Source organism: Nocardioides sp. CF8 (assembly GCF_000389985.1).
GTDB classification, from domain to species: Bacteria; Actinomycetota; Actinomycetes; order Propionibacteriales; family Nocardioidaceae; genus Nocardioides; species Nocardioides allogilvus.
In genome coordinates, this window is the sequence record NZ_CM001852.1 from 1,624,732 (window position 1) to 1,636,350 (window position 11,619).

The window sequence follows — 11,619 nt, forward strand, 5'->3', positions numbered from 1 at the left end:
GGAACGGCTTCAGCAGTTCGTCGACCTGCACGGATGACCTCCTGGGGACGTGCTGCCTGACGTGAGCGAACGCTAGGTGCGGCATCGGAGGGTGGCCAGACGAGGATCCGGATACGGTCCGAGCGGCGAGGGTCCTACCTGACCGACAGGGCAGGTGCGGCCCGCTGGCCGAGGGGTGTACAGCCCTCGGAGGACTCATATCGTGGAACTCGCAGCATCCAGCCGAACGTCCCAACAGGAGGAAGTCATGAACGCGCCCACCCAGGACACCGCCCGAAGGACCGACGAGACCGAAACGGGCAGCGCGGACCTCGCCGAGGGCGAGCTCGTGGAAGAGGTCTCCATCGACGGCATGTGCGGCGTCTACTGATGCTGGCTGGCGAAGAGTGGCGGCTGAGCCCGTCGGTGTCGTTGCGACCGGAGCCCTTCGGTGCTCTGGTCTATGACTTCTCGACCCGGCGGCTCAGCTTCCTCAAGACCCTGCGCCTTCTCGACGTCGTACGCCGCCTGGACGGTGCGACCGAGGTCGAGGCGGCCATGCACGCGGCCGGCGTCGACGAATCCGAGTGGTCCGGCTACGTACAGGCGCTCGACGGCCTCGCCGAGGCCGGCGTCCTGTGCAAGGCGGCGTCGTGACTGCCACCGTGCTGGCACCGCCGCCGCGTGTGGGCCGGTTGGTCGACCAGTTCGAGCTCGGGCTGGACGCCCCGATCTGCCTCACCTGGGAGCTGACCTACGCCTGCAACCTTGCGTGCCTGCACTGCCTGTCCTCGTCGGGTCGCCGCGACCCAGACGAGCTGGACACGGAGGAGGCCAAGGCACTCATCCGCGAGTTCGAGCGCATGCAGATCTTCTACGTCAACATCGGCGGCGGTGAGCCGACGGTGCGACCCGACTTCTGGGAGCTTCTCGACTATGCGGTCGTGCACCACGTCGGCGTCAAGTTCTCCACCAACGGTTTCCGGATCACCCGGGAGCGGGCGGAGAAGCTGGCGGCCACCGACTACATCGACGTACAGATATCGCTCGACGGTGCCACCGCCGAGGTCAACGACGCGGTCCGCGGCCAGGGCACCTACGACGCCGCGATGAAGGCACTCGCCAACCTTCAGGCAGCCGGGATGCAGGACTTCAAGATCTCGGTCGTGTGCACCCGCCACAACATCGACCAGCTCGACGAGTTCAAGGCGATCGCGGACAGCTTCGGCGCCCAGTTGCGGTTGACGCGGCTGCGACCGTCGGGTCGCGGTGCCGACGTCTGGGACGACCTCCACCCGCTGCCTCACCAGCAGCGTCAGCTCTACGACTGGCTGGTCGCCAACGGCGAGAAGGTGCTCACCGGCGACTCGTTCTTCCACCTTGCGGCGTACGGCGATCCGCTGCCCGGCCTCAACCTGTGTGGCGCCGGCCGCGTGGTCTGCCTGGTGGACCCGGTCGGGGACGTCTACGCGTGTCCGTTCGCGATCCACGACCGGTTCAAGGCCGGGAACATCCGTGACCTTGGTTTCGACCACGTCTGGAAGCACGCGCCGTTGTTCGAGGAGCTGCGCAGCCCGCAGACCGGTGGCGCCTGCGCGAAGTGCTCGGCCTACGACAGCTGTCGCGGTGGCTGCATGGCGGCCAAGTTCTTCACCGGGTTGCCGTTAGACGGCCCGGATCCGGAGTGCGTCAAGGGCAACGCCGAGGAGGCGCTGGCGAGCCTGGACCGCGGCGCGCTCCCGGGCTCGAGCCAGGACCACTCCCACACGGGCACGGTGCGCAACGCGCCAGTCGGACTCACGCTCGGGGCGACCCGGACGCGTCCCACGAGCGCGTGCGACGAGAGTCCGGTCGCAGGGATGGTCTGAGATGGGTGCGAGCTCGTCGGGCGCGCCCAGTCGACGCCTCGGCCTCGGCGGGGCGCGCTGGCCCACGATCGAGGGCGACCCGCCGTTGGTGCTCGTGCCCATCGGCTCGCTCGAGCAGCACGGGCCGCACCTGCCGCTGGCCACGGACTCGATGCTGGCGTGTGCGGCGACCCGCGAGGTCGCCGTACGGCTGGACGCTTCGGGTGTGCGCGTGTTGGTCGCTCCTGCTCTCGCGTACGGCGCCAGCGGCGAGCACGAGGACTTCCCCGGCACCATCTCGATCGGCCACGAGGCGCTCCACCTCCTGCTGGTCGAGCTCGGCCGCTCGGCCTGCCGGTGGGCCAAGGGGCTCGTGTTCGTCAATGGCCACGGCGGCAACGTGCCCACGATGGTGAGCGCCGTGACCACCCTCCGCGACGAGGGCCGCCCGGCCGCCTGGACCGGGTTCGGGGTGCTCGGCGGCGACGCGCACGCGGGCCGCACGGAGACCTCCCTGCTGCGCAACCTGGCGCCGTGGACCGTGCGGGTGGACCTCGCCGAGGCCGGAGCGACCGAGCCCATCGACCAACTGATGCCGCGGTTGCGCAGCGTCGGTGTCCGCACCGTGTCGCCCAACGGGATCCTCGGCGACGCCACCGGAAGTTCGGCAGCGGAGGGTCGACGCCTCTTCGAGGTGCTCGTGAACCGGCTGCATCGCGAGCTGACCGACCTCGACGTCGACACGGACGGACGACTGCGCAGGTCCGAGCGCAGCGGTGTCGGGTCGTGAGCCTGCCGGCCGGATTTGCGGTGAAGCTGTCATCGCGGACGAGGGTCTGCGACGGTGGCAAGACCCTGGTGGGCGGCAGCCGGGGCGCGGTGCTCTACCTCAGTGACATCGCCGTCGGCCTGCTCGACGGCGGACCGGTCGTGGTGGCGCAACCCGGCGACGCCACCACGCTGGCCCGGTCGCTGCTGGATCGCGGGTTCGCCGATCCGTGGTGGCCCGACCCACCGAGTGACGACGCCGAGGTCACCGACGTCACAGCCGTGGTGCCTGTGCGCGACCGGGCCCACGACCTGGACCTGCTGCTCGACGCGCTGCCGGCATCGGTGCCGGTCGTGGTTGTCGACGACGCGTCGCGCGACCCCGAGCCCGTCGCTCGCGTCGCTCGTGAGCACGGGGCCCTGCTCGTCGTGCACGACGTCAATCGCGGACCTGCTGCCGCGCGCAACACCGGGCTCCGTCACGTGACCACGCCATTCGTCGCCTTCTGCGACTCCGATGTGGTCCCCGACCCCGGCTGGCTGGCGACCCTGCGCCGCCATCTCGACGACCCCGACCTGGCCGTCGTCGCGCCCCGGGTGCTGGGACCCGACCGCCGGCCCGGCGACGGCTGGGTGGAGCGCTACGAGCAGGCGCGGTCCTCGCTCGACCTCGGTCGGGAGCCCGCGGCGGTGCGCCAGCAGGGTGTGGTTGCTTACCTCCCCGGCGCGTGCCTGCTGGCGCGCGTCGAGTCCCTGGGCGACGGGTTCGACGAGGCGTTGCGGTGCGGCGAGGACGTCGACCTCGTGTGGCGGCTGCTCACCGGCGGTGCTGGGGTGCGCTACGAGCCGGCGGCCATCGTGAGGCACCGGCATCGCGCCCGACTGGGGGAGTGGCTGGGCCGCAAGGCCTTCTACGGAACGTCCGCGGCACCTCTGGCGCAGCGCCACGGCGCGGCGGTCGCTCCGCTCGTGATCTCGCCGTGGTCCGCCGTCTTCGCCGGTGCGATCCTCGCGCAGCGACGCTGGTCCGTCCCAGTGGCGCTCGCCTCGGCCGCCGTCGCCACGGCCGGGACCTCCCGCCGACTTGCCCGCAGCGAGCGCCCCGTGCAGGCGGCGGCGATACTTACCCTGGAGAGCGGTGTCGCCGTGCTGTGGCAGACAGGGGCGGCGCTTACTCGTCACTACTGGCCGCTCGCCGTGCTGGCCGCCACCCGGTCGCGCCGGGCCAGGCGCGCCTTGATGGTGGCCGCCGTGGTCGACGGACTGGCCGATCGGCGACGGGTCGGGGCCAACCTGGACCCGGTCCGCTACGTCCTTGCCCGGCGGTTGGACGACGTCGCCTACGGGGCCGGCGTCTGGCTCGGGGCCGCGCGTGCGTGCTCTCTCGCCGCCTTGCGTCCTGACTTTCGCCGCTCCCGTCGCCGATGACCGACATCGGGCCGACGTCAGATCGACGTGACTGGTTGCGCCCTGCCCAGGTGTCCGTCGACGCAGTCGTCGCCGGGCTCGCGGACTACGAACGAAGAATCTCAGTGCAACCTCTTGGCAACCTTCCGCGGGGGAACATGCCGAACAAGCTGTGGAGGAGGGTGGTCCGGTGAGCGTGTCTCCGTGGCGGATGACCAGCGACGGCATGCGCGCAGCGGTGGCCGACTCCTGGCACCTCTCAGCAGCATCGGGGGTCGACGCCGAGCGGATCGAGGCGCCGATCACGCTGGACGGATCCGACCTGCGTGACCACCGCGCGGCCCACCCGCTCTCCCGGGTCTTCCCGCTGCTCGACGACGTGCTCGGGCAGGCGGCCCGCGACTGCGGCGCGGTGATGGCCGTGAGCGACGCGGCAGGCCAGATGTTGTGGCTCTGCGGCTCGCCGTCAACCCTGCGGCAGGCCGAGAAGATCGGCTTCGTCGAGGGCTCCAACTGGGACGAGCGCCTCGCCGGCACCAACGCGCCCGGCCTCGCGCTGCGCCTCGGCCAGCCGGTGCAGGTGCGCCGGGCCGAGCACTTCCGGCACTCGGTCCAGAAGTGGAGCTGTGCGGCCACGCCGATCCACGACCCGACGTCGAGCACCCTGCTCGGGGTCCTCGACATCACCGGCAACGACGACATCGCGGTACCGCAGACGATGGCGATGGTGCGGGCGGCGGCGCGCATGGCCGAGGCCGAGCTGGCCCGTGACCTGCTCACTCGCGCGGCCCAGCCGGTCGAGTCCAAGGGCGGTCTCCAGACGGTGGTCGAGCTGCTCGGTCGCCATGAAGCGCTGCTCACCATCGACGACGGCCGGGGCGCCCGGCACTCCGTGCGCCTCTCGCCGCGCCACAGCGAGATCCTGCTCCTCCTCGCGTCCGCTCCGCACGGGCTCTCCGGTGACGAGCTCGCCGTCCTGGTCTACGAGGACGACGGCGTCTCCTCCACCCTTCGGGCCGAGCTCAACCGGCTGCGCAACGTACTCGGCGACGACCTCCTTGCCTCTCGGCCCTACCGGCTCTGCGCCGGAGTCGCCGGCGACTGGCTAGCCCTGGAGGCGCAACTCGCGGCAGGCGACGTACGCCGCGCACTTCGCGGCTACCGAGGCCCGATCCTGCCCCGCTCGACCGCGCCCGGGGTTGTCCGACTTCGCGGCCAGCTTCACCACTCCCTGCGCGCAACGGTGCTGGCGAGCAAGGAACCCGACCTGTTGTCGACATGGACCCGATCGAGCTGGGGCGTCGACGACTACGACATGTGGCAGACCCAGCGCGACGCCCTCGGCGCGAATTCGCCGATGCGTTCGCTCGTCGACGGGCAGCTCGCCCGGCTCGACCGCGACCTCGCCTGAAGTCAGAGGCCCGCGAGGGTCGACACTGCAGACCACCCATCGGCGTACGCCGCAACGTGGATGCAACGTAGCCGCTCCTAGCGTGACGGTCGTCACACACTCTCTCAACTCCTGGAGCATCACATGACTGTCTACGCACAGCCCGGAACCGACGGCTCGGATATCGAGGTCAAGAGCCGCTATGGCCACTACATCGGCGGCGAGTGGGTCGACCCGGTCAAGGGCGGCTTCTTCGAGAACATCTCCCCGGTCAACGGCAGGCCGTTCACCGAGGTCGGCCGCGGCACCGCCGAGGACATCGACGCCGCCATCGACGCGGCCTGGAACGCCGCTGACGCGTGGGGTCGTACGTCGACCACGGAGCGTTCCAACATCCTGCTCAGGATCGCCGACCGGATGGAGGCGAACCTTGAGTCTCTCGCGGTGATCGAGACGTGGGACAACGGCAAGGCCGTGCGCGAGACGCTCAACGCGGACATCCCGCTGGCCATCGACCACTTCCGCTACTTCGCCGGCGCGCTGCGCGCCCAGGAGGGTGGCATCTCCGAGATCGATGAGAACACGATCGCCTACCACTTCCACGAGCCGCTGGGCGTCGTCGGCCAGATCATCCCGTGGAACTTCCCTATCCTGATGGCGGTGTGGAAGCTCGCGCCCGCCCTCGCGGCCGGCAACTGCGTGGTGCTCAAGCCTGCTGAGCAGACTCCGTGGTCGATCCTCAAGCTCATGGAGCTGGTCGGCGACCTGCTCCCGCCCGGCGTGCTCAACGTCGTCAACGGCTTCGGCGTCGAAGCCGGCAAGCCCCTGGCCAGCAACAGCCGCATCCGCAAGATCGCGTTCACCGGCGAGACCACGACCGGGCGGCTGATCATGCAGTACGCCTCGGAGAACATCATCCCGGTCACACTCGAGCTCGGCGGCAAGAGCCCCAACATCTTCTTCGACGACGTCGCGGCCGAGAAGGACGCCTTCTACGACAAGGCGCTCGAGGGCTTCACGATGTTCGCGCTCAACCAGGGCGAGGTCTGCACGTGTCCGTCGCGTGCGCTGGTCCAGCGCTCGATGTACTCCGACTTCGTGCCGGACGCGATCGCCCGGGTCGAGGCCATCACCCAGGGCAACCCGCTCGACGTCAGCACGATGATGGGTGCTCAGGCCTCCAACGACCAGCTCGAGAAGATCCTGTCCTACCTCGACATCGGGAAGCAGGAGGGTGCGAAGGTGCTCACCGGTGGTGCGCGCAACGTGCTCGAGGGTGACCTCGCCGAGGGCTACTACGTGCAGCCGACCGTCTTCGAGGGCGACAACTCGATGCGGATCTTCCAGGAGGAGATCTTTGGCCCGGTGGTCTCGCTCACCAGCTTCGACGACGAGTCCGACGCCCTGAAGATCGCCAACGACACGCTCTACGGCCTCGGTGCCGGGCTGTGGACCCGCGACGGATCCCGCGCCTTCCGCGCCGGCAAGGCGATCCAGGCAGGCCGAGTCTGGACCAACTGCTACCACGCCTACCCCGCGCACGCGGCCTTCGGCGGCTACAAGCAGTCCGGCATCGGGCGCGAGAACCACAAGATGATGCTCGACCACTACCAGCAGACCAAGAACCTGCTCGTGTCCTACAGCCCGGACAAGCTCGGATTCTTCTAGAGATGAGTGAGGTAGAACGCGTCGCGGTCACCGGTGAGGCGGCGGACATGATCGGCCGCCTCACCGAGGCGCACGGACCGCTAATGTTCCACCAGTCCGGCGGCTGCTGCGACGGGTCTTCGCCGATGTGCTACACCGACGGCGAGTTCCGCATCGGGGACTCCGACATCCTGCTCGGCGAGCTCGACGTCGGGCTCGACCGCGGCGTACCCGTCTGGATGTCCAAGGCGCAGTTCGAGTACTGGCAGCACACCCACCTCACCATCGACGTGGTCAAGGGCCGTGGCGCGGGCTTCTCCTTGGAGGCGCCGGAGGGAGTGCGGTTCCTGATCCGGTCGCGCCTGATGTATGACGAGGAGTACGTCAACAGCCAGGGGTGAGGAGCTAGAACTGTCAAAGGCCTGATTTCGTGCGCTCCGGAGGCGCTCCGGACACTCTTGCCCCCTCAGCATCCACGAAGCGGCCTTATGCTCTGGGGCGGTGGTTGTGACCGCGCTGGGCGAGGAGCCACTGGGCTTCACATGCCATTCGTTCGCTCGGTGTCCCTCGATCCGCCGCTGATCACATTCAGCGTGGCACGCAGTTCCTCCACCTGGCCACGAATCCGTGAGGTCGCGCCGTCAACGTGCTGGTGCACGACCACGCTGAACTCCGGGCAGTTCGCCCAGTCGGCGTGGACTGGCCGGACTTCTGAAGATGATGTGCACACGATCGGCTGAATTGCTGCGCTGACCAGTGGAAACGTATTTTGGGCGTGGAGGGGTCGTGTTACTACAGGCCGCTGGCGCCGGCGGTGCTGGGTTCGGTGCTCAGTCGGCGGTTGGGACGGTGAAGTCGAAGAACCTTGGCGGTTCGGGCAGGTCGAGGGATCGAGTGCGAGGTGTGGCGCGAGTACGACGGCGGAGACCCCACGATGGTCGTCGGCCGCGACATCTGACCAGCGGCAACGCCGCCGACGAAGGTCTCATCGACCTCCACGATCCCGGAGAGGCGATCGCGCTCGGGGCGCACCGTGGCCCGGCGCATCGTGTGCATCCACGCCCACGCCGTCTCATAGGACTTGAACCCCGGCACCCGCTGCAGGCCCGGGCCGAGAGCCCGTTCTTCTGCGAGGTCACGAACCACACGGCCGCGAATCAGGTCGACAGCGGCGTGCGGGTCCGATTTAAGGTCATGCCGGCCGTCACTGAGGTCCGTCGGCCACACCTCTGACACATCTACAACGACGTGCTGGTGCGCCAGTATCCACCCAGCCCGCACTTGGGGCAGGTGAACCCATCCGGCCAGCGCAGTCCCGCGAGATAGTCCAGACACGACGCGTCGCCGGAGACCAGGCCGGCAGATCCTGATAGGTCGTCGGGTAGTCCACGACGCCCTCGGGATGACCACGCTCGGCCACTCCGACAGCCTATTTACTCAAGCAGATACTCAGAAAAGACCTTCGATTTGAGGCTCTCCTGACGTACCTGTGGGTGCCTGAGCGAGCCACACGCCGCTTCCTGTCTAGGTTTCTGAGCTGTCTAGGAACAGGAACCAGGTGCACAGGAGAGCGGCGTGGGTGATGTCAGCCTATGGCGGGGTCTGCTCGGGGTCGAGAAGACGGTGATCGAGCGGGTCGAGTTCGACGAGGACACGCAGGTGCTCGTCGCTCATGTGCGGCCGGTGAGCCGCCAGCAGGGGCGGTGCGGCCTGTGTCGGCGTCGGTGTCCGGGGTACGACGCCGGCCCGGGACGTCGACGGTGGAGATCGTTGGATCTGGGCACGACGGTCGCGATGCTGGAAGCCGACGCGCCCCGGGTGAAGTGCCGCACCCATGGCGTCGTCGTCGCGCATGTCCCGTGGGCCAGGCACGACGCCGGTCACACCCTGGCTTTCGACGATCAGGTTGCCTGGTTGGCGACGCGGGCCTCGAAGACCACGGCGACGGAGTTGACGCGGATTGCGTGGCGCACCGTGGGGGCGATCGTCACCCGTGTCTGGGCCGACATCGAGGCCCAGCACGATCGTCTGGCCGGGTTGCGGCGGATCGGGATCGATGAGATCTCCTACAAGAAGGGCCACAAGTACCTGATGGTCGTGGTCGACCACGACACCCGACGGCTGGTGTGGGCTGCACCGGGCCGCAACAGCGCGACCGTGCGGGAGTTCTTCGACCTCCTCGGCGCCGAACGCTGCGCCCAGATCACCCACGTGGCCGCGGACGGGGCCGACTTCATCGACGCGATCGTCGCCGAGAAGTGCCACAACGCGGTCCGGGTCGCTGACCCGTTCCACGGGTAAAGTGGGCAACCGATGCGCTCGACGAGGTCCGCCGCGAGGCGTGGAACGACGACCGCCGCCAAGCCCGGTCAGAACCCAAGCGTGGCCGCGGACGCCCACCGGCCGATGCGGCACCCAGGCCCGGGAGCGAACGGGCGAAGGGCCTCAAGGGTGCCCGCGTGGAAGAACCCCGAGGACCTTACCGAGAACCAGCAGGTGATGCTCGCCTGGATCGCTGCGACCGACCCGAGGCTGTGCCGGGCCTACCTGCTCAAGGAAGGGCTCAGGATGGTGTTCCGGATGCCCTACGAGGCCGCCGTCACAGCACTGGATCGGTGGATCAGTTGGGCCCGGCGCTGCCGGATCCGGCGTTCGTGAAGCTGCAGAAGAGCATCGTCAAACACCGAGCCCGGATCCTCGCCGCGATCGAGCACGGCCTGTCCAACGGGCTGATCGAGTCGACCAACACCAAGATCCGGCCTCATCACCCGCATGGCCTACGGATTCCACTCAGCCGACGCCCTCATCGCCCTCGCCATGCTCAACCTCGGCGGCCACCGCCCAGCCCTCCCCGGCCGAAACTGACCCACAGATGTGTCAGGAGAGCTCGATTTGAAGGTATTCTTCACCGTCGTATCGAAGCCGTCCGGGCAGGTGACCGTCGACGATGTGCCGGCCCTCATCGAGGGCAGCGCGCACACGCCTGGCGGCCCCGCGTCCGACCGGGACTGGCCCGGCCCCGCCATGCGGTGGTCCCGTCCCCTCCGGACGGGCAGTTAACACGGCCCGGTAGTCCGCCTAACGTCGAACCGACGACACGAGGAGGCTGCCGCGATGGGTCAGTGGTTCGAGACGGTGAACGAGGCTCAGCGACGGGCCAAGCGACGGTTGCCGCCGTCGGTCTACTCCGCGCTGTTGGCCGGGTCCGAGCGCGGGGTGTCGTACGATGACAACACGCGGGCCTTTGGTGAGCTTGGCCTGGCGCCGCACGTGGCTGGCCTCTCGGCGAAGCGCGAGCTCGGCACACGCGTGCTCGGCCAGGAGATCTCGATGCCGGTGATCATCTCGCCCACGGGGGTGCAGGCCGTGCATCCTGACGGCGAGGTCGCGGTGGCACGGGCCGCCGCCGCGAGGGGTACGGCGATGGGGCTGAGCTCGTTCGCGAGCAAGCCGCTGACCGAGGTGATCGCCGCGAACCCGCAGACGTTCTTCCAGACCTACTGGATGGGCGATCGTGACGCGATGGTCCGGCGGATGGATCGCGCCCGCGAGGCGGGAGCGGTCGGGCTGATCGCCACCTTGGACTGGTCGTTCTCGCACGGTCGCGACTGGGGCAGCCCGCAGATCCCGGAGAAGCTCGACCTCAAGGCCATGGCGAAGTTCGCGCCCGAGGTGCTGCGCCGCCCGCGGTGGCTGGCCGACTTCGTCCGCTCCGGCAGCCTGCCCGACCTGAGCGCGCCCAACCTGGCCGAGCCCGGCGGCGAGGCACCGACGTTCTTCGGGGCGTACGGCGAGTGGATGACCACCCCGCCGCCGTCCTGGGAGGACGTGGCCTGGCTCCGCGAGGAGTGGGGCGGACCGTTCATGCTCAAGGGAGTCTGCCGCGTCGACGACGCGCTCAAGGCGCGTGACGCCGGAGTCACGGCGATCTCGGTCTCCAACCACGGCGGCAACAATCTGGACGGCACCCCAGCACCCATCCGGGTTCTCCCCTCGATAGCTGCGGCGGTCGGTGACGACGTCGAGGTGCTGCTCGACTCCGGCATCCGGCGGGGCAGCGACGTGGTAAAGGCGGTCGCCCTCGGTGCCAAGGCCGTAATGATCGGACGTGCCTACCTCTGGGGGCTCGCCGCCGGCGGCCAGTCTGGCGTCGAGAACGTCCTCGACATCCTCCGCGGCGGGATCGACTCGACCCTGCTCGGGCTGGGACACTCCTCCATCCACGACCTCACGCCCGACGACGTGGTCATCCCCGAGGGATTCACCCGCACCCTGGGGGCTCCTCGCCCGTGACGCCGCCGCGTGTCGCGCTGGTCACCGGGGCCGCCCGGGGGATCGGCGCGGCGACGGTGGGTGCGCTCGTGGCGAGCGGCTGCCGTGTCGTGGCGGTTGATGCGTGCCTCGGTGCGGACCACGACCTGCCCGGCGTCGACTACCCCCTCGCCGACCGCGCCGACCTTGCCCGACTCTCCGAGCACGGCGACGTCGTGCACACCATTGTCGCCGACGTCCGGGACCCCGACGCCCTCCGGGCGGCTGCAAACCACGCCGTCGAGCGCTGGGGCCGGCTGGACGTGGCGG

At 69.2% G+C, this 11,619-nt stretch carries 11 protein-coding genes and 2 pseudogenes; 12 read left to right on the forward strand and 1 reads right to left on the reverse strand.

Going from position 1 to position 11,619, the window contains the following annotated elements:
* Positions 1-247: 247 nt before the first annotated feature.
* From mftA to CF8_RS23670, 9 genes are all read left to right on the forward strand, one after another.
* Positions 248-370 carry a mycofactocin precursor MftA gene (mftA, locus tag CF8_RS21450; protein ID WP_084622817.1) on the forward strand — a complete coding sequence of 41 codons (123 nt, stop codon included), beginning with the start codon at positions 248-250 and terminating at the stop codon, positions 368-370.
* Positions 370-636 (forward strand): mycofactocin biosynthesis chaperone MftB, encoded by a 267-nt coding sequence (gene mftB, locus CF8_RS07950; RefSeq protein WP_010832613.1) that lies wholly within the window; start codon positions 370-372, stop codon positions 634-636. Before mftA ends, mftB begins: the two co-directional genes overlap by 1 nt.
* The gene (gene mftC / locus CF8_RS07955; protein ID WP_036492565.1) at positions 633-1,847 is read left to right on the forward strand and encodes a mycofactocin radical SAM maturase; all 1,215 of its coding nucleotides are present in this window, start codon (positions 633-635) and stop codon (positions 1,845-1,847) included. The genes mftB and mftC overlap by 4 nt, the downstream gene beginning before the upstream one ends.
* 1 nt (position 1,848) lies before the next feature.
* Entirely contained in the window at positions 1,849-2,616 is a 768-nt protein-coding gene (mftE, locus tag CF8_RS07960; RefSeq protein ID WP_010832615.1) for a mycofactocin biosynthesis peptidyl-dipeptidase MftE, read from the forward strand.
* Between the two features lie 20 nt (positions 2,617-2,636).
* Positions 2,637-4,022 (forward strand): mycofactocin biosynthesis glycosyltransferase MftF, encoded by a 1,386-nt coding sequence (gene mftF / locus CF8_RS07965; RefSeq protein ID WP_010832616.1) that lies wholly within the window; start codon positions 2,637-2,639, stop codon positions 4,020-4,022.
* A 169-nt stretch (positions 4,023-4,191) separates the two neighbouring features.
* Positions 4,192-5,412 carry a GAF domain-containing protein gene (locus tag CF8_RS07970; protein ID WP_232211593.1) on the forward strand — a complete coding sequence of 407 codons (1,221 nt, stop codon included), beginning with the start codon at positions 4,192-4,194 and terminating at the stop codon, positions 5,410-5,412.
* Between the two features lie 123 nt (positions 5,413-5,535).
* Positions 5,536-7,059 carry an acetaldehyde dehydrogenase ExaC gene (exaC, locus tag CF8_RS07975; RefSeq protein ID WP_010832618.1) on the forward strand — a complete coding sequence of 508 codons (1,524 nt, stop codon included), beginning with the start codon at positions 5,536-5,538 and terminating at the stop codon, positions 7,057-7,059.
* A gap of 2 nt (positions 7,060-7,061) precedes the next feature.
* Complete coding sequence (locus CF8_RS07980; protein ID WP_010832619.1) at positions 7,062-7,439, forward strand: DUF779 domain-containing protein; 378 nt, start codon at positions 7,062-7,064, stop codon at positions 7,437-7,439.
* Positions 7,440-7,526: 87 nt separating this feature from the next.
* On the forward strand, positions 7,527-7,778 hold the full coding sequence (locus CF8_RS23670) for a flavin reductase family protein (RefSeq protein WP_442937096.1): 252 nt from the start codon (positions 7,527-7,529) through the stop codon (positions 7,776-7,778).
* 196 nt (positions 7,779-7,974) lie between these two features.
* Here the strand turns inward: CF8_RS23670 and CF8_RS23015 are convergent.
* Positions 7,975-8,458: pseudogene (locus CF8_RS23015) on the reverse strand (IS1595 family transposase); the annotation flags it as partial.
* A gap of 263 nt (positions 8,459-8,721) precedes the next feature.
* On the opposite strand from CF8_RS23015, the pseudogene CF8_RS21460 reads away from it, so the two are divergent.
* From CF8_RS21460 to CF8_RS08010, 3 genes and pseudogenes are all read left to right on the forward strand, one after another.
* A pseudogene (locus CF8_RS21460) lies at positions 8,722-10,268 on the forward strand (ISL3 family transposase).
* On the forward strand, positions 10,153-11,331 hold the full coding sequence (mftD, locus tag CF8_RS08005) for a pre-mycofactocin synthase MftD (protein WP_010832622.1): 1,179 nt from the start codon (positions 10,153-10,155) through the stop codon (positions 11,329-11,331). The pseudogene CF8_RS21460 and the gene mftD overlap by 116 nt, the downstream one beginning before the upstream one ends.
* On the forward strand, positions 11,328-11,619 hold a 292-nt coding region (locus tag CF8_RS08010; protein WP_036490533.1), incomplete at its 3' end, for an SDR family NAD(P)-dependent oxidoreductase. The genes mftD and CF8_RS08010, both read left to right, overlap by 4 nt.

Coding starts and splice junctions, on each gene's coding strand:
- mftE (WP_010832615.1), top strand. CDS start 1,849: ATGGGTGCGAGCTCGTCGGGCGCGCCCAGTCGACGCCTCGGCCTCGGC.
- CF8_RS23670 (WP_442937096.1), top strand. CDS start 7,527: ATGCTCTGGGGCGGTGGTTGTGACCGCGCTGGGCGAGGAGCCACTGGG.
- mftA (WP_084622817.1), top strand. CDS start 248: ATGAACGCGCCCACCCAGGACACCGCCCGAAGGACCGACGAGACCGAA.
- mftD (WP_010832622.1), top strand. CDS start 10,153: ATGGGTCAGTGGTTCGAGACGGTGAACGAGGCTCAGCGACGGGCCAAG.
- CF8_RS07980 (WP_010832619.1), top strand. CDS start 7,062: ATGAGTGAGGTAGAACGCGTCGCGGTCACCGGTGAGGCGGCGGACATG.
- exaC (WP_010832618.1), top strand. CDS start 5,536: ATGACTGTCTACGCACAGCCCGGAACCGACGGCTCGGATATCGAGGTC.
- mftB (WP_010832613.1), top strand. CDS start 370: ATGCTGGCTGGCGAAGAGTGGCGGCTGAGCCCGTCGGTGTCGTTGCGA.